This is a genomic window from Labrys miyagiensis (assembly GCF_030160835.1).
GTDB lineage: Bacteria > Pseudomonadota > Alphaproteobacteria > Rhizobiales > Labraceae > Labrys > Labrys miyagiensis.
The window spans coordinates 17,188-32,359 of the sequence record NZ_BSPC01000008.1 but is presented as its reverse complement, the minus strand read 5'-3'; the positions used below and the strand labels follow the sequence as shown (position 1 = coordinate 32,359).

17 protein-coding genes are annotated in these 15,172 nt (G+C 58.3%); 8 read left to right on the top strand and 9 right to left on the bottom strand.

The features are described 5' to 3' along the window. Positions 1 to 122 precede the first annotated feature (122 nt). Positions 123 to 1,547, top strand: coding sequence for a MocR-like pyridoxine biosynthesis transcription factor PdxR (gene pdxR / locus QQL24_RS05440; RefSeq protein WP_284310916.1), 1,425 nt, complete (start codon positions 123 to 125; stop codon positions 1,545 to 1,547). A gap of 45 nt (positions 1,548 to 1,592) precedes the next feature. Here pdxR and QQL24_RS05435 read toward each other — a convergent pair whose 3' ends face one another. Continuing rightward, positions 1,593 to 2,498 (bottom strand): LysR family transcriptional regulator, encoded by a 906-nt coding sequence (locus QQL24_RS05435; RefSeq protein ID WP_284310892.1) that lies wholly within the window; start codon positions 2,496 to 2,498, stop codon positions 1,593 to 1,595. Positions 2,499 to 2,738: 240 nt separating this feature from the next. Here QQL24_RS05435 and QQL24_RS05430 point away from each other — a divergent pair, with 240 nt between their 5' ends. Both QQL24_RS05430 and QQL24_RS05425 read left to right on the top strand, forming a co-directional pair. Then, positions 2,739 to 3,749 carry a GHMP family kinase ATP-binding protein gene (locus QQL24_RS05430; protein WP_284310891.1) on the top strand — a complete coding sequence of 337 codons (1,011 nt, stop codon included), beginning with the start codon at positions 2,739 to 2,741 and terminating at the stop codon, positions 3,747 to 3,749. Continuing rightward, positions 3,746 to 4,768, top strand: coding sequence for a cysteine synthase family protein (locus QQL24_RS05425; RefSeq protein ID WP_284310890.1), 1,023 nt, complete (start codon positions 3,746 to 3,748; stop codon positions 4,766 to 4,768). The genes QQL24_RS05430 and QQL24_RS05425 overlap by 4 nt, the downstream gene beginning before the upstream one ends. Before the next feature lie 59 nt (positions 4,769 to 4,827). Here QQL24_RS05425 and QQL24_RS05420 read toward each other — a convergent pair whose 3' ends face one another. From QQL24_RS05420 to QQL24_RS05395, 6 genes are all read right to left on the bottom strand, one after another. Then, positions 4,828 to 5,559: an amino acid ABC transporter ATP-binding protein gene (locus tag QQL24_RS05420; protein ID WP_284310889.1), complete on the bottom strand. Its 732-nt coding sequence runs from the start codon at positions 5,557 to 5,559 to the stop codon at positions 4,828 to 4,830. Then, a complete protein-coding gene (locus QQL24_RS05415; RefSeq protein ID WP_284310888.1) occupies positions 5,556 to 6,212 on the bottom strand; it encodes an amino acid ABC transporter permease in 657 nt (218 codons plus the stop codon). Before QQL24_RS05415 ends, QQL24_RS05420 begins: the two co-directional genes overlap by 4 nt. Positions 6,213 to 6,317: 105 nt before the next feature. Then, positions 6,318 to 7,064, bottom strand: a complete 747-nt coding sequence (locus tag QQL24_RS05410) for a substrate-binding periplasmic protein (protein ID WP_284310887.1) — start codon at positions 7,062 to 7,064, stop codon at positions 6,318 to 6,320. A gap of 81 nt (positions 7,065 to 7,145) precedes the next feature. Continuing rightward, positions 7,146 to 8,402 (bottom strand): threonine synthase, encoded by a 1,257-nt coding sequence (locus tag QQL24_RS05405; protein ID WP_284310886.1) that lies wholly within the window; start codon positions 8,400 to 8,402, stop codon positions 7,146 to 7,148. Further along, complete coding sequence (locus QQL24_RS05400; protein ID WP_284310885.1) at positions 8,399 to 9,592, bottom strand: M24 family metallopeptidase; 1,194 nt, start codon at positions 9,590 to 9,592, stop codon at positions 8,399 to 8,401. The genes QQL24_RS05405 and QQL24_RS05400 overlap by 4 nt, the downstream gene beginning before the upstream one ends. Continuing rightward, complete coding sequence (locus QQL24_RS05395) at positions 9,579 to 10,379, bottom strand: IclR family transcriptional regulator (RefSeq protein ID WP_284310884.1); 801 nt, start codon at positions 10,377 to 10,379, stop codon at positions 9,579 to 9,581. Before QQL24_RS05395 ends, QQL24_RS05400 begins: the two co-directional genes overlap by 14 nt. A gap of 126 nt (positions 10,380 to 10,505) precedes the next feature. On the opposite strand from QQL24_RS05395, the gene QQL24_RS05390 reads away from it, so the two are divergent. Then, positions 10,506 to 10,772 (top strand): helix-turn-helix domain-containing protein, encoded by a 267-nt coding sequence (locus tag QQL24_RS05390; protein WP_284310883.1) that lies wholly within the window; start codon positions 10,506 to 10,508, stop codon positions 10,770 to 10,772. A gap of 22 nt (positions 10,773 to 10,794) precedes the next feature. On the opposite strand, the gene QQL24_RS05385 is transcribed toward QQL24_RS05390, so the two are convergent. Then, on the bottom strand, positions 10,795 to 11,028 hold the full coding sequence (locus QQL24_RS05385; RefSeq protein WP_284310882.1) for a helix-turn-helix domain-containing protein: 234 nt from the start codon (positions 11,026 to 11,028) through the stop codon (positions 10,795 to 10,797). Between the two features lie 152 nt (positions 11,029 to 11,180). Here QQL24_RS05385 and QQL24_RS05380 point away from each other — a divergent pair, with 152 nt between their 5' ends. From QQL24_RS05380 to dnaG, 4 genes are all read left to right on the top strand, one after another. Then, positions 11,181 to 11,906, top strand: coding sequence for a helix-turn-helix transcriptional regulator (locus QQL24_RS05380; RefSeq protein WP_284310881.1), 726 nt, complete (start codon positions 11,181 to 11,183; stop codon positions 11,904 to 11,906). A 28-nt stretch (positions 11,907 to 11,934) separates the two neighbouring features. Then, positions 11,935 to 12,180 (top strand): hypothetical protein, encoded by a 246-nt coding sequence (locus tag QQL24_RS05375; RefSeq protein WP_284310880.1) that lies wholly within the window; start codon positions 11,935 to 11,937, stop codon positions 12,178 to 12,180. 509 nt (positions 12,181 to 12,689) lie between these two features. Next, the gene (locus tag QQL24_RS05370) at positions 12,690 to 13,217 is read left to right on the top strand and encodes a hypothetical protein (RefSeq protein WP_284310879.1); all 528 of its coding nucleotides are present in this window, start codon (positions 12,690 to 12,692) and stop codon (positions 13,215 to 13,217) included. Continuing rightward, positions 13,217 to 14,521, top strand: coding sequence for a DNA primase (gene dnaG / locus QQL24_RS05365; protein ID WP_284310878.1), 1,305 nt, complete (start codon positions 13,217 to 13,219; stop codon positions 14,519 to 14,521). The genes QQL24_RS05370 and dnaG overlap by 1 nt, the downstream gene beginning before the upstream one ends. Here the strand turns inward: dnaG and QQL24_RS05360 are convergent. After that, positions 14,505 to 15,170, bottom strand: a complete 666-nt coding sequence (locus tag QQL24_RS05360; protein ID WP_284310877.1) for a hypothetical protein — start codon at positions 15,168 to 15,170, stop codon at positions 14,505 to 14,507. The two genes, dnaG and QQL24_RS05360, sit on opposite strands and share 17 nt — an antisense overlap. Between the last annotated feature and the right edge of the window lie 2 nt (positions 15,171 to 15,172).

Here is a 15,172-nt window from a genome sequence, read left to right as displayed (position 1 = left end):
AACGGTGGCAGCGACGATGCGTTCGGATCTTCATCGGCTTCTCCTTCTATCAGCCTGAAGATGCCCCTCATTGGGCCGGAAAAAAGTGCCAAGAACCCGAAGAAATTGTGTACTACGGCCGGATGGGCAGGCCGCTAAACCTGAGTTTAGACCGCACGGCAAAGGTTCCCTTGGCGGAGCAGATCCGAAAGGGGGTGAGCACCGCTATCGAGGATGGAGTGCTCGAGCCCGGTGCGCGGTTGCCTTCATGGCAGGATCTCGCTGCCCAGCTTGGTGTCGCGCGCGGCACCGTGCGGACTGCGTACGAGAAGCTGGCTGCCGCTCAATTGATCGAGGCCTCGCGGGCGACCGGCACGCGCGTCGCCCAGCGTCCTCGCGCCGTCGTAAGGACCGAGCCGCCGCCGGACGCGGGCTCGTTCATGAGTATCTATCAGGAAATGACGCAGGGGCCTGCGTTCTTCCAGATGGGTGTGCCGGCAATCGAGATCTTTCCGGCGACCTTGTTCGCGCGGATCCGCGCGCACGCGGTCCGTGCCGAGGCGAGTGCTTTCCCCCTCTATCCCGATCCTCGCGGCGAGCTCGTGCTAAGGCGTGAGGTCGCGGGCTATCTCGCCGTCGCCCGCGGCATCACTTGCTTGCCATCGCAGGTCATCATCACTGGCGGCTTCAGCGCCGGGCTTGGCCTAACGCTCAGCGTTCTGGGCCTTGGCGGGCAAACGGCCTGGATCGAGAACCCAGGCTTCCCGTGGTCCAGAAAGGGACTTGAGCTCGCACGATTGTCCCTCGCTCCGATCCCGGTTAATTCCGAGGGTATCGATATCGATCATGGCCTGCGCCAGCATCCTGACGCCAAGCTCGTCATCGTGACCCCTGGTCAGCAGGCGCCGCTCGGCCCCGCCTTGTCGCTTGAGCGCCGCATTCGCCTGCTCGAGTGGGCAACTGCTAACAAGGTTTGGGTGATCGAGGACGACTATCTGAGCGAGTTGCAACTGGCGGGTAGGGCCGCGCCAGCGCTCGCATCGCTCGACCGCGACGGACGCGTCATTCACATTGGCTCATTCAGCAAGACGATCAGTCCGACTGTTCGGCTCGGCTTTCTGATCGCGCCCCTCGATCTGATCTCTCGGTTCGCGGAGGTGGCAGCGTGTCTCGCGCCGCCGCCTTGCCCCGCGGTACAACTCGCAATCGCCGCGTTCATGCGCGAGGGCCACTATATGCGCCATCTCCGACGCACTAAGCACGCTTATGCTGCCAAGCGACAGGCGTTGCTAGACTGCCTTGAATCATCCGTCAGCACTGATCGTCTTGCCGCACCCGGTCTGGCCGTGCTGCTGAAATTGCCGAAAGGAACATCGGATGTGGCCGTGGCACGCGAAGCCTTGACGTACGGTATGTCTCCGTCGCCACTTTCAGCCTGGTATGCGTCGCCTGACAGCGCCGATTCCGGGCTTCTGCTGGGTGTTGCCACCGCGCCAACGAGGAACCTTGCTCCAATCTGTGATCAGCTCCTCGATCTAATCCGTCGGTCCACCGACCGGCAGACATAACCTCAGAATCTTGATTTCAAGGACCGGACGAAGATGTTGGCCTCGCTATTCCAAATACGGCGTCAGCACATCTTCGATCCATTTCATGAATGCGCGGACTCGGCGCGACAGATTGCTCCTATGTGCCACGACGAGGGACACGGCGAGCGCCCGGCGACGAAAATCGGGTATGATCTCCACAAGCGCTCCACTCTCCAAGTATCGGCCAATCCCCAAGAGTGGCGCCTGAATCAGGCCAAGGCCGGCGAGGGCAGCGGCTTCGTAGGTCTGCGCGCTGTTGACATGTAGCGCACCTGGCAACTGAAGCGTCGCGTAGCTGTCGCCGTCCGGATATTCCCATCCGTAGGGTCTTGCGCCCAGCATCGTCGAAAAATGAATTGTCCGATGTTCCTGGCGCTGGAGATCTTCCAGCGATCGAGGGACGCCATAGCGCGCCAGATAGGCGGGACTGGCGGCGTTGACCATGCGCAACAGGCCCAGCGGGCGGGCAATCAGCGTCTCGTCGCCGATGGGACCAAGTCGCAATACGCAGTCAAACCCCTCTTGAACCAGATCAACTTGCCGATCCGTACTCGACACCTCCAGCTCCAACTCGGGGTGAGCCGCCATGAAATCCGGCAAGGCCGGCACGATTGTTGTGCGCGCCACCTCGGTTGGAAGATCGACGCGCAATCGCCCGCGAAGCGCCACGCGATCGCTCGCGAACATTGAGTGCAGATCATCAACTTCAGCAAGCAGATCGCGGGCACGGGCATGGAATGCACGTCCGTCCTCCGTCAACCGCACGCTGCGCGTCGTCCGGTGCAGGAGCCTGACACCGACATCTTCCTCCAGCTTCCGGACCGCCGTTGAGGCCCTCCCCTTTTGGATGCCCAGGCTATCGGCCGCGTGGGTGAAGCTCCCCATTTCCGCGACCGTTATGAAAATGAGGATGGGCTCGAGATTCTGCATTTTCATGCCTCGGCATTGTTCATCACAGGGAGAACAGTGAGTGCAGTCTGCGTGCTGCAAACGAGTGGGGGTCAAAATTGGACGCCGATCCCCCGCTCTACGGGGTCAAATTTGCACGCCGAATAACAGCGCGATGAAGCCCCGTTGCGCCAAGGTCAGGATGCGATCCCGGTCCCGGGAAGGCCAGAAAGACAAGTCGAGCCGCCCCATCGCGTACTAAGTTCTTGCGAGTGACAGTCCTTGAAGAATTCCTTCATTCTTGCCCGCAGCTTTTTGCAGTGGGACAAGGCCATGACAAGACAGATCGGATCGGATCGTCATCGGTGCTTCAACGGCAGCAAGAACTCACCGGGCGTGGGTTACGCGAAGGCTATTGCCCACCACGGCGAGTTGCTCCAAGGCGTCTTTGAGGGCCAGGACGGTCGACTTCACAGAGGGTTGTTAACGCTCCCAATGTCTTTGCGGCATTCGCAGGCGACATTCTGGCCGAGCAAGGAGGTGGGCGTCCGGACACGTCCGGGGGACCGGCTGAAAGCCAGCCGGGCTGCGTTAGCCACGCTTGAGTATCTCGGACTTAACGGATGCGGTGCCGACCTCACGCTCGAGAGCGACATTCCGGTTGGACATGGCTATGGCTCTTCGACCGCGGACGTTGTCGCCGCTATTCGGGCAACGGCTACGGCGTTAGACACCGAACTCCGGCGTTCGACGATCTGCAGACTTGCGATCGCTTCTGAAGCTGCAAGCGATGCCATCGTCTATGCAGATCAGGCCGTCCTGTTCGCGCATCGCGAGGGTTTTGTGCTCGAGCATTTCGGGGACGAATATCCCCCGCTTGTCGTAGTTGGATTTCAAGATCTCCAGGCCGTTCCCATCGATACCCTCAGCACCCGCCGTGCCAGATTTGACATAGAAGAAATCGAGATTTTTCGTGTACTTCGTGGCTTGACCTCCCGCTCTATCCGGTACCAGGACCCACGACTTCTGGGGCAGCTTGCCACCATGAGCGCACGTATCAATCAACGCTATCTTCCGAAGGCCGGATGGGATCGCGCGTTAGAACTTGCACGGCGCTCGCAAGCCTGCGGCATACAAGTTGCCCACAGCGGCACTCTCTTCGGCATCTTGCTGGATGGAATGGACCCAGCCGCAGCGACGCGGGCAAATGCTCTTGCTGATCAGGCAGCTCAGGCCGGCTTCAGTGCTATCCAGGTCTTCGCAATCAATACGGAAAGGAGGATGTTTGCATGAACGGTGCAGCCGATTATTTGCGCGCATTCGAGACACCTCGCTTTGCCTGCCTGTCGCCCAATCTCTACGCCGCCAGCTTTTCCCTGATGAAACTTCTTCCCGCTCGCTACATGGTTGACCGAGCCGCGGCCTCCGGTCGCCTGGAACGCGGAGGCCACATCATCGAGACGACCTCGGGCACATTCGGTCTAGCGATGGCGATGGTATGTGCGATCCGCCAGTATCAGCTCACCTTGGTGACGGCCTCAACGCTTACCGAGCCCCGATTTACGCGCAGGCTCGAGCAACTCGGCGCCAAGCAAGTCATCATCGAAGATCCAGTTGGGGATGGCAATCAGAGCGGTAGGCTCGAACATCTGCGCGAGATGCTTCATGGCCATGAAAGCGCCTATTGGCCAAGGCAATATGATTGTGCCGACAATCGGCTCGCTTATAGCCGGCTCGCGGACCTTGCAATTCGCTCCTTCGGCCAAATTGATTGCCTCGTCGGCTGTGTCGGCACCGGCGGGTCCCTGTGCGGAACTGGCCAGTTCTTGCGCAATCTGTTTCCAGATCTTTCGATCCTTGCGGTTGATACACATCGTAGCGTCTTGTTCGGACACCCTGCCGGCAAGCGCATGTTGCGTGGCCTCGGAAACAGCATTCTGCCCGAAAATGTACTTCACCAGTTGATCGATGAAGTCCATTGGGTGGGCGCGCTGCCAGCCTATGCCATGGCCCACGCTCTCGTACGCGAACACGCTCTGTTCGTTGGTCCATCCAGTGGCGCCGCGGCGCTTGTGGCAAGCTGGTATGCCAAACGAAATCCGGATGCGAAGACCTTGGTCATCATGGCCGATGAGGGCCATCGCTATCAGGACACGATCCACAACAATATCTGGTTAGCTAGCCTTCCGGGGTGGCCTTGCCAAATCCCTTCGGAACCCGTCCGGCTCGATCGAATAGCGCCTGCTGAGGAAACGGCTTGGACCACCTATCCGTGGGGACGAAGAGCGCTGAATGAAATCGTGCAAAGCTGATTCCAAAGATGATTGGGCGTCAAACCTGGGTTCGTTCGCTGGCCACCGGGAAGCGGACTTCAGACAGGGTGCGTGACACGTCGCAGAAAATCGCGCGTGCGCTCCTTTTGCGGATTGTTCAGCATTTGCGTGGCATCGCCCTGTTCAACGATCCGGCCGCCGTCGAGGAAGAGAACCGTGTCAGCCACCTCCCGCGCAAACTGGATTTCATGGGTCACAATCAGCATCGTCATATGCTCTTCCGCCAGGCTCCGCATAACCGCCAGGACTTCGCCGACCATCTCCGGATCCAGCGCAGATGTCGGTTCGTCGAAAAGGATCAGCTCTGGGCGCATAGCAAGAGCCCGGGCGATTGCCACGCGCTGCTGTTGCCCCCCTGAAAGGGAGGCGGGATAGGCGTCCGATTTTTCTCCAAGGCCCACGCGTCGGAGGAGACTGAGGCTTCGCTCACAGACTTCATCCCGCCCTTCCTTGAGAACATAGAGCGGTCCCTCCATGACATTTTCAAGGGCGGTGCGATGGGGGAACAGATTGAAGCGCTGGAAGACCATTGATGCGCGCATGCGCACGTCGTGGATAGTCCTCGAGCGTGCGTCGACGACCACACCGCCGACCCTAATAAGGCCGCGCTGGTAGCACTCCAGCCCATTAATGCAGCGTAAGAGCGTGGACTTGCCCGAGCCCGACGGCCCAATCAGGCAAACGACCTGGCCCTTGGCGATCCGGGCGTCGATCCCCTTCAGGACTTGGAACTCGCCGAACGACTTATGGACATCCTCGAAGATGATCATCGCCCCTCCGAGAAAGAAGCTTCCACTCGGTGCATCAGAAAATTCAAAGGAATGGTCAGGGATAAGTAGAGGAGGGCGACGAGCGTGAACACCGTCATGCTGTCGAAGGTCGAGGAAGCAAGCATCTTACCATGCATGGTCAGGTCAGCGACCGAAATCGTCGACACTAGCGAAGAGTCTTTCAAGAGCAGCACGATATTGCTGGCGTAGGGCGCCAACGTGATCCTGAAGGCCTGGGGAAGAATGACGCGGCGCATCATCAATGGCCGTCTCATGCCAATCGACTGCGCTGCCTCGAACTGCCCTCGATCCACGGCCTGTATCCCCGCCCGGAAAGTCTCGGCAAGATAACAAGAGTGGGCAATTGCTAGACCCAAGATCCCGGCCTGGAGCGCCGACAAATCGATGCCGAGATCGGGTGCAGCGAAGTAGACATAGAGAAGAATGACCAAAAGCGGGATACCGCGGACAAACTCAATCAGCAGTCGTGTAGATACTTCGAAGACACGTATACCGGAGGTTCGCAGAAGAGCCCAGACCAGGCCCATGCCCGACGCCAGTACAAGGGCGAGAACCGTGACCAGAACTGTCAGACCCAACCCATGAAGAAGAAACGGAAGATAGTCGGCAGACTTTCTCAGAAACGAGTTCATACACGCACTCCGAAATCTGTACGAAGGGCAGCAGTCAGCATCAACGACCACTCTAGGCGACCCGCACCTAAGCAAAGTCCCGGCTCAACCACAGGCAAACACCTCTCAAAGGCCGTAGTGAGCGAAGATCTTCGATAGGTCGCCATTTTGCTTGAGCTTGGCGATGGTGGCATTGACACGGGCAAGCAAGGTCTCATTGCCTTTGTCAACCGCGAGCGCGACCTGCCCAATATGCATTGCCTGGTAGCCTGGGACTAGGCGCACGCCCAGTTCCGGCCTCTGCGCCAGCTCATAGGCGACAATCGGTCTATCCGCGAAACCAGCCTTGAGGCGACCGAGCTTTACGTCATGCATAATATCGCCGATCGACTCATACTCTCTGACCTCACCGAACAAATGCGTCGCCTTCAAATCGTCAGCAATGGCTGAACCGATCGGAGCGCCGACAATTTCGCCCCTCAAGGCTTGCATAGAATAGTTGGTTGGGTCGTCCGCCCTGACGAACATCGCCTCACCGTATTCGTAGACAGGTACGCTGAAATCGAGGACCTCCTTGCGCTTTTCGGTTACGAACATGGCAGCAGAAATCAGATTAATCTTGCCCGTAGTCAGGGCCGGAATAAGCGCTGGAAACGCTGAGATCTGGAAGTCTGGCCGCATGCCATTCTCGGTGGCAATCTTCGTCGCCAGGTCGACCATTGCACCCGTCGGCGCTAGCGACTTCGTATCAACAAACGTGAAAGGAACGCCAGTCGTGGTAATACCGACTGTCAGAGTGTCCTGAGCATTGGCGCGAGCGGCCACGAGCGCAGCGGCAGTCACCAGGCAGGCGACTATGTTTTTCCTAGGCATTACAAGTCCCCTTGGATTTACGTAGACCGGCAGCCGGATCCAACTGCGGTCAAGGCTTCAGCGGCCCCCACCGCCCCAACTTCAAACGACTTCGCCGTCCCGCAGATGGGCTAACGCTTCGTCCTGAGAATGGAATACGGCTTGCCGATGCTCATTACGGACTACTCGATCCAAATCTTTCAAGCCGCTCCCCGTGACCACCGCGACGACACTTTGTCCGTCTTTGATGATCGCTTGCCGCCTGAGCATCGCAATGGCGGCGAAGGGCGTTACAGAGGCAAGCTCTGCAAGAATACCCTCTCTTCGGGCGAGTTCTTCCTGAAGTTCGATTAGGCCTTGATTGCTCACGGGAACTGCGGCTCCCCCGGATGCGCGCAGGGCATTCACCGCCTGAAATGTACTTCGCGTTGTACCGATCGAAACCGCGAGTGTGTCGAAGGCTGCTGGCATCTCGGCCACGAGATCCGTTCCTTCCGCCAGCGCCCTTGCCAGGGAGCCGTGAACCTCGGCAGCAACCAACCGGGGCGATCGCTCGATCACGCCCCGAAGACGCAAATCCTCAAAACCTTGCCAGACGCCAGCCAGGGCGTCGCCGTAGCAGACCGGCAAGACACACCAGTCCAGTGCCTTCCCGTTCATTTGCTCCACCAGCTCGTAGGCTATTGTCTTGTACCCTTCGATGCCCAAGGGATGGCTGCCGATAACCGGCGCTCGAAACGGGGAGGTCACGAACCAGCCGAACTCTTTGGCGCAGGTGTCCAACAGCGGCCAGCGTTGAGATTTGTCGAGGAGTGGCAGGACCGTCGCCCCATATTTCTCAGCCTGGGCCAGCATGGCACCGGTTGTCCCGGCGAACGTCACCACGACGCATTTTAGGCGAGCGCGAGCCGCGTAGGCGGCCAGGGACGCGCCGGCATTGCCCGATGAGGCGGTAGCAACCACCTGGGCTCCCAGAAGACGGGCCATGGAAACCGCCACTGTTGAGAAACGATCCTTATGTGACCAGGTCGGGTTCTCGGACTCGTCCTTGATGAAAAGGTCGGATATCCCGAGGCTTGCTCCCAAGGCGCGGGCAGGCAAGAGAGTAGTCAGTCCTTCCCCAAGACTGATTGCATCCTCAATCGAACAAGGCAGAGAGTCTGCATACCGCCACAAAGAAGGCACTCTATCCTGCGCTATCGGCGTGTTGGCCCGCGGGCGTATGTTTTCGTCATAGACGACCTTAAGATTGGTGGGAGCCTCCTCAAGGCAATGGGGACATCCGCTCGGAACGATTTTCATCGTTGCGGAAAAAAAGCGGCGACACCGCAGGCACGAAAAGCCCGATACGCGCATCATGGCAGCACCTCGATCAACTCACCCGTGGTGCTCATGAGCCGTTCCGCGCCATTGGCGCGAACCACTATCATGTCCTCGACTTGCAATCCCCAGCGCCCCAGTTCGTAATAGGGAGTCTCGACGCACAGGACCATGCCTTCCTCGATCGGGTCCCTGCTTGAACCAGTGAGCGAGGGCGCATCATAGCCATCGAGCCCGATGCCATGCCCGACGTGATCTCGCCTGTAATGAGGAATGCCTTCTTTGCGGACCACGTTGACGACTTCATCAAAGATCTGGCAGGCGGCCATACCAGGTCGGATGGTGTCGCAGGCATGCTCGACGCCCCGCAGCAAGGCATGATGAAGGCGCTTTGCTTCTGGAGGCGCGCGGCCGAAGACAGCGTTGCGTGCGATGTCGGCGCGATAGTGGCTAAAACGGCCGCCCACATCGAAGCGAATGATCTCGCCAATGCGGAGTTTGCGCTGGGACGGCTGGACATTGGCTAGGGCGCTACGTTCCCCAAAGCCAATGCATCCTAGGACCGGCATGCCGCCTGACTTGATGGTCTCGGTGTGAAAGGCGTAGGCGAGTTCCTGTTCCGTTGCTCCCTCCTTGGCCACAGCGAGAGCTGCCTCGATCGAGCGTTCGGCAATATGGGCGACTTGTCTAAGGCGTTCGATCTCGTGAGGAGTTTTCACGGACCTAACAAAACGAAGCAGCTCCGATCCTGAGAGCCACGTTACCTTCGGCAATGTCTCCTTGAGCCGATTGAAATAGCCCGATTCAAGGCCTGCTTCCTCGATAGCTATTCTGGCCGTGGATAGTCCCTTGTCCTTGATCGCCGTGATTAGCGCAGCAAGGGCGTCGGCAGCGGAGGGTCTTTGCTTGAGCTTGAAATAGCGTTGATCGACAGGATCACGAATGAGGGCGCGATCGATCTCGAGCTGGAATTCGCCATAGGGGCGCACATCTGCCACACACGGCGACTGGTCGGCAAACAGGTCAAGTGAACTGGAGCTGGTAACAACCGCCGGGCGAATACCGGCGTCCAAGGGCCAGAGCACATAAGCCTGCGGGCCGCGCCGTATCCATTGGGAAAGAGCCCAGAATCCGCTCGTGTAAGTGACATTTTCGGCGCTGGTTGCAATGACTGCGTCAAGGCGAAGTTCAGCCATGCGTTCGACAAGACGACGTTCATTCAGCAACATCACTCGGATCCTTCCCAAACGGGTCTGTTTTTTCCCGATAGCCAAGGCTGGTCGAAATGCGCGCCGCAGCAGCGATGATCATCTCGCCGACCTCAGCGATTTCGATCTGGGGACCGACGGCCTTCGGATAGGCCACGCTGATAGCGCCGATAATTCTGGCGCTTGCGTCAAGAACCGGAGCCCCGACGGCAATGAGTCCAACGAAGTTCTCGTCAAGCGATGTCGTATATCCAGCCGCTCTCGCAGCTCGGATATGGCCATGCAGCTTGCCGACGTCCGTAGCCGTTCTGTGTGTATGTTGCTTGAAAGGTCCGCTTCCGAGGATCTCGACAATCTGCTCAGGCGTGAGATTGAGCAGAAGGGCCTTACCCATCGCCGTGGAGTGGAGCGAAAACGTCTCGCCCGGGGAGGAGCGGATGACAACGGGGCTCTTGCTTTGCACAGCGAGCAAATAGATGCCCTGATCCCCTCGGCGTATCCCCAAAAACGCATTCAGACACGCCGCCTCAGCCAGCAGTTCAAGCTCCCCCTGCGAGGCGCGGACTAATCGATCCTCGCGCAGCATGTTTTGTGCCAAGGAAAGCAGGGAAGGACCGAGCCGGTAGCGCCTGGAGGGTGGGTCCTGTTCGACATAAGCCACTTGCGCCAACGTATTGAGGATACGCTGCACAGCGGGAGCACTCAGGTCGAGGCGGCGTGCCAGTTCCCTGACGCCCAAAGGTTCGTCAGAAACTCTAAGTAATTGCAGCACGGACAGCCCACGTTCCAGTGATAGGTTTCCGGTCATCGTGTTCCTATATACGGAATAATGTTCCTTATTTTGATGATAAGATCATGGGTGATATCCGCCTGTCAATGCGAATGTTCACTATAGTGTGTCGTCTAAAGTGAACGTCGTGACGACCATGGCCCAATGGATGTCCACGCCAGGGTCGGCCTCAATGTTCAGCGCTTGCGTCGCGAGCGCCGGTTTTCGCAGGAGGAACTGGCGTTCCATTCTGGTCTGACACGTGGTTATTTGAGTGCGATTGAGGCGGGTCAGCGCAACGCGACCTTGCGCATTTTGGACAAGCTAACCCAGGCTCTTGGCGTCGATATCAGCGAATTATTTGTCAGGCCACCTGGGGATTTCCCAATCGAAGTGCCGAAGAGCAAAAAGATCAACAACTCAGCCCCTTAGACCCTCCAGCGGATTTATGCCTTTAAGCCTCATTAACATGGTGGGGCAAAGTATGGTCGAGCAACATTTCAACCTCTACTTGTAATGAAATGGCGATCGTCTCGATTGTATCGAGGGTCGGTGAATTCGCCTCTCGCTCAAGCTTTCCGATATAATTGCGATCCAATCCCGCGAGGTCAGCCAGCTGCTCCTGGGTGAGCCCAGCCCTATTGCGCAGAAGCCTTAAATTTCGCGAAAACACAGCCGTCAATTTCATGCCATGAGGCAGCCATAGAGCTCCTCACGCCTCCACCTACTATAGTAATCATTCGTATTCTGTGTTCTTGCTGTAACCGCTGGTTCGGACTTATGCTCCCAATATAGCTGGGGTGAGTAGATCTGATAAAGTTTACCTATGCGAGAACAATAATGCAAGGAACGATTATTGATATATTAAGTGCGATACATTGTATCGACCACGCGCCTTCATCAGCTGCTATCGTTAAGGAGCTTCAGGCTTATACAGCGCATTACGGCTTTACGGCTTGCCTCATTGCGCGCCTTCCCGCTTCGCACAGCGGCCACTGGCAAGACCTGATCCTTTGCAATGGGTGGCCGATTGATTGGTATGCTCACTACCTTCGCAAGAAGTTTTACCGGCACGATCCCTGCATAGAGCGCTGCCGAACGACTTCCGAACCATTTTTCTGGCGCGACCTCGATCAGCATTCATTGTCGCGGCCGGCACTGAACGTCATGAAAGCAGCGTCGATATTTGGCCTATGCGATGGAATCTGCATCCCATTTCATGCCGCTTTATCCGAACCGGGCACCGTCAGCTTTGCCGGAAAACGCCTCGACCTACCACCGCACGCCCTTCTTGTTCTCCACGCGCTGTCTCATCACGCCTTCTATTCCGCACTGAGATTGGCAGGTCAGACCAGACGCGCCGAGCCACCCGCATTGTCGGAGCGCGAAAGAGAAATCCTGCAATGGACCGCGGCGGGCAAGACAGCTTGGGAGGCCTCCCAAATACTTGGAATCTCCGCGCATACCATCAACACGCATAGAAGAAACATACGCCAGAAATACCACACCTCCAACAACGCCCAGACTGTCATCGAAGCGATCCGGCGTCATCAGATCCATTTATAATCGATCTTCAGACATGGGAGCAGTCGACATGAGCGAAACTGCCTGGGAAGACGCTCTGGATATTTCTGCGTTTAGCGCGGAGGCCAGCGGTGCGTTAACAAAATTACTTTGGGCTATGGGCGAGTGCTCTCTCACTGGCAGTGATGTTGCCGACCAGCGCGCAGTATGGGAGGGTTTCAAGACATGGGAACTGCTTCTTCTCGAATGCTCGCGGCATACCATCGAGCGCGTACGCGACTATCTGCTCATGAAATGCGGTCCTGCGGACCAATGAAGGTAATTTTTATAGAGTCACCGTTCAAGGTCGCCTGCTTATCTACAACTCTAGCAGAAACCTATGCGAAACGTCCCGACGCGATCGTGCCGGGCATTGGTCATGTGAGGGACTTGCCGAGAAGGGCCGACCGAGGCGAGGCACGTCGGAAGCCGCAGCCGTTCAAACCGCAGCACGTCCTTATGCATGGGACAGAATGTTTCCTGCGAAGGGCTAAGGGCCAATTCGAGCCTGGCAGTCGGATATGGCTAAGCGCGGAGCTGAATCGCCAGGGAGCGTCGATCAGACAGTACACCATTAAAGCGCCTGAGCTTCATACTCGCACAACTGGGCATCCTGCCTTTTCAGCGCTGGCCGCAGCCGCGATTGGAAAGGCGACAGCCAGCCCGCGCACATTCGATGGCTGTGCGACGGGCCACTTATGGTTCCTGCCGCACCGCTCTAAGGCCAATCTCGCCAAGAAATTGGAGGCAGAAGCGCTCGTCGCACGGGCGAATTGTGCTGCGATCATGCAAATCGTGCTCGATCGCGACGATACAATAAAGATCGGATGTCACCGATCCCCTGCCGAGGGAGGTAGTGGGCTGCACGAAATTTTAAATGGCCGGTCCCGCTTCTTCGAAGGGCGATTCACGTGCGAACTCCCAGAGCGGCCCGATGGGATAGCAGCTCGCGCACAGCGTCACGAGCAAGTGGGTGGAAAGGCTTACGATCATCCGATTGGCGCGCCAGCGACCCTGGCGCACGAAATCCTCGTTCCGCCGTCCACAGCAATGCAGCAAGCAGAAGAACGGACGGCGAGGAGGAATGGCATGCCTCTTCCTCAAGGCGCCAAGGACAGGATTAAGATCCGCGCGGCCTTTCTCTGGGTGCAAGCCGATCGCCTGGGGAGCGTAGCCGCCCTTGCCAGCGAGGCTCAACTTGCTGCCTTGCGGATCTACACAGCAAACGAGTACTTGGCGCCGATACAGGACAAGCTTCTGGCGGCTCTCAATCGCGTCTTTCAAAAGCGCCCAGAAAAGGCAGCAGGGGCGTGATGGAAGGCAGGATCGACACACGAATTCTCGACGACATTCGGAGCAGAATCCGACTCTCCGATTTGATCGGGAATGATGTGAAATTGGCGCGGTATGGCACTGAATTTCGGGGCCTGTCGCCGTTTCAGGATGAAAATACGCCAAGTTTTACAGTGAATGATACCAAGGGATTTTGGCATTGCTTCTCGTCGAAGAAGCACGGCGATCATTTCCAGTGGCTGCAGGACTACAAGGGCATGGCTTTTCGCGACGCTGTGAAGGCACTAGCGGATGTGGCACGTATTGCCTTGCCGGAGCCGACTGCGGTGTCGACGGGTCGACTGCCGTGCAGGGCGGCGGCTAGTGCTGCCTGCGCGGCGGCTGCTTCCTACTGGCGGGGACAGTTGTCAGCCCAGGTTGAGGGTAGGGCGGCTCGCGACTATCTGGCTGGGCGCGGCCTAGACCAGGCCGAGGTCTCCGCTCTCGGCTTGGGTTGGGCGCCACATTCATCGAGGGGACTGTTCGAAGCTCTTCGAAAAAAGGGGGTTGGCCGCAAAGCCATGTCTGATGCCGGCCTGCTCTCCCTCGTTCACGATGGCGCTGGCTTCTTTCGGGAACGGATCATATTCCCGATCACGGATCAGCGTGGGACGGTCATCGGCTTTGGCGGAAGACGAATTGGTGTGGGTACGGGCGACGGTCCGAAATACCTAAACAGCCGCGAAACGGTCCTATTCAAGAAGCGGGAAGCCTTATACGGCCTCGACGTCGCTATGCCGGCAGCCGCACGGCGTGGCCGCATAATCGTTGTCGAGGGTTATACAGATAGAATCGCCATGGCGCGTGCCGGCTTCGCTGAGACGATCGCGGTGCAGGGATCGACGGTCGATTTCGCGGTACTTCGGCGGCTCCTGCCGAAGGTTGCCCAGCGCGTCATTCTGTTCGACGGTGATAGGGCAGGGAAGGCGGCTTATGATCGGATGATAGACCACGCCTTGTTAGACGCGGCCCCCGGATGCGTCACCAAGTTTGCGAACCTAACCACGGGGGAGGACCCCGACAGCTATCTGAAGGGCCATGGCTCGGCTGAAATGGAAACCATCATCGCCGGTGCAATCGGGCTCGAGGAAGCGTTGTGGCGGCGAACCATCGCGCGGTGTGGCGGTGATCTCGGCCCGGAGGGGCGGAGCGCCGTCGTCGGCGAACTTATCCGATGTGCCGATATGATCGTCCACAGCGAAACCAAGGCTTGGTTTCACACCACGCTTGCGTCACGCGTCGTTTCAGAATTCGGCGCGCGCCGGCATCTTAGGGAAGTGCTTTGACGTCAGTCGCTGGCACGCCGGCCGGGGCCGATCCCGGGGATGGAGGGTTCTCTGACATATCCAGGCGCTCGCCGGTGGTTTGCATTTGAGCCCGGCAAAGAGCTTCAACGGCATCTGCCTTGATGACGTAGCTCTTGCCGCTGCGGGCGCCGTTCGCTCCTGGCGTGAGTTGGGTCTGGACGACGCCACGCGCTATCAACTTCTGCCCGATCAAACCAACGGCCGACCGCTGGGCTTCGACGAACTTGGCGATGGAGGTCTGGGTCGCCCCTCGACCCTGGAGGGCTTCGCTTGCTACGACATTCAGAAATGCGAGCTGCTGGAAGCGGGCATTTCCCGTATCGCCGGGAAACCGGCTGCGCAAAATGGCGCGAGCCAACAGCGGCAGGTCAATGTGGGGAGGCGGAGGAGACGGCGGTGCCAACGCCGTAGCCGGTACATGGTCGTCCACGACATCCAGGCCGATTCTGACCAGGCGCGCGATCATCGTCGGAACGCGCAACTTGTTCTCCCGAGCGAGCTCGGTGACGCGCGCGTGGTCATCCTTCGGCAGATGAGCGAAGGTGTTCACGAGCTCCCCGAGCAAGCGCTCCGACCAAGCACGCCTATATTCGTTCAGGCGTCGTTTTTTTGATTCATCGGTCGACATAG

Excerpts from the sequence above, each read along its gene's own strand:
- pdxR (WP_284310916.1), top strand. The coding sequence starts at position 123 with ATGGGCAGGCCGCTAAACCTGAGTTTAGACCGCACGGCAAAGGTTCCC.
- QQL24_RS05435 (WP_284310892.1), bottom strand. The coding sequence starts at position 2,498 with ATGCAGAATCTCGAGCCCATCCTCATTTTCATAACGGTCGCGGAAATG.
- QQL24_RS05425 (WP_284310890.1), top strand. The coding sequence starts at position 3,746 with ATGAACGGTGCAGCCGATTATTTGCGCGCATTCGAGACACCTCGCTTT.
- QQL24_RS05420 (WP_284310889.1), bottom strand. The coding sequence starts at position 5,559 with ATGATCATCTTCGAGGATGTCCATAAGTCGTTCGGCGAGTTCCAAGTC.
- QQL24_RS05415 (WP_284310888.1), bottom strand. The coding sequence starts at position 6,212 with ATGAACTCGTTTCTGAGAAAGTCTGCCGACTATCTTCCGTTTCTTCTT.
- QQL24_RS05410 (WP_284310887.1), bottom strand. The coding sequence starts at position 7,064 with ATGCCTAGGAAAAACATAGTCGCCTGCCTGGTGACTGCCGCTGCGCTC.
- QQL24_RS05405 (WP_284310886.1), bottom strand. The coding sequence starts at position 8,402 with ATGATGCGCGTATCGGGCTTTTCGTGCCTGCGGTGTCGCCGCTTTTTT.
- QQL24_RS05400 (WP_284310885.1), bottom strand. The coding sequence starts at position 9,592 with ATGTTGCTGAATGAACGTCGTCTTGTCGAACGCATGGCTGAACTTCGC.
- QQL24_RS05395 (WP_284310884.1), bottom strand. The coding sequence starts at position 10,379 with ATGACCGGAAACCTATCACTGGAACGTGGGCTGTCCGTGCTGCAATTA.
- QQL24_RS05390 (WP_284310883.1), top strand. The coding sequence starts at position 10,506 with ATGGATGTCCACGCCAGGGTCGGCCTCAATGTTCAGCGCTTGCGTCGC.
- QQL24_RS05385 (WP_284310882.1), bottom strand. The coding sequence starts at position 11,028 with ATGAAATTGACGGCTGTGTTTTCGCGAAATTTAAGGCTTCTGCGCAAT.
- QQL24_RS05380 (WP_284310881.1), top strand. The coding sequence starts at position 11,181 with ATGCAAGGAACGATTATTGATATATTAAGTGCGATACATTGTATCGAC.
- QQL24_RS05375 (WP_284310880.1), top strand. The coding sequence starts at position 11,935 with ATGAGCGAAACTGCCTGGGAAGACGCTCTGGATATTTCTGCGTTTAGC.
- QQL24_RS05370 (WP_284310879.1), top strand. The coding sequence starts at position 12,690 with ATGCAAATCGTGCTCGATCGCGACGATACAATAAAGATCGGATGTCAC.
- dnaG (WP_284310878.1), top strand. The coding sequence starts at position 13,217 with ATGGAAGGCAGGATCGACACACGAATTCTCGACGACATTCGGAGCAGA.
- QQL24_RS05360 (WP_284310877.1), bottom strand. The coding sequence starts at position 15,170 with ATGTCGACCGATGAATCAAAAAAACGACGCCTGAACGAATATAGGCGT.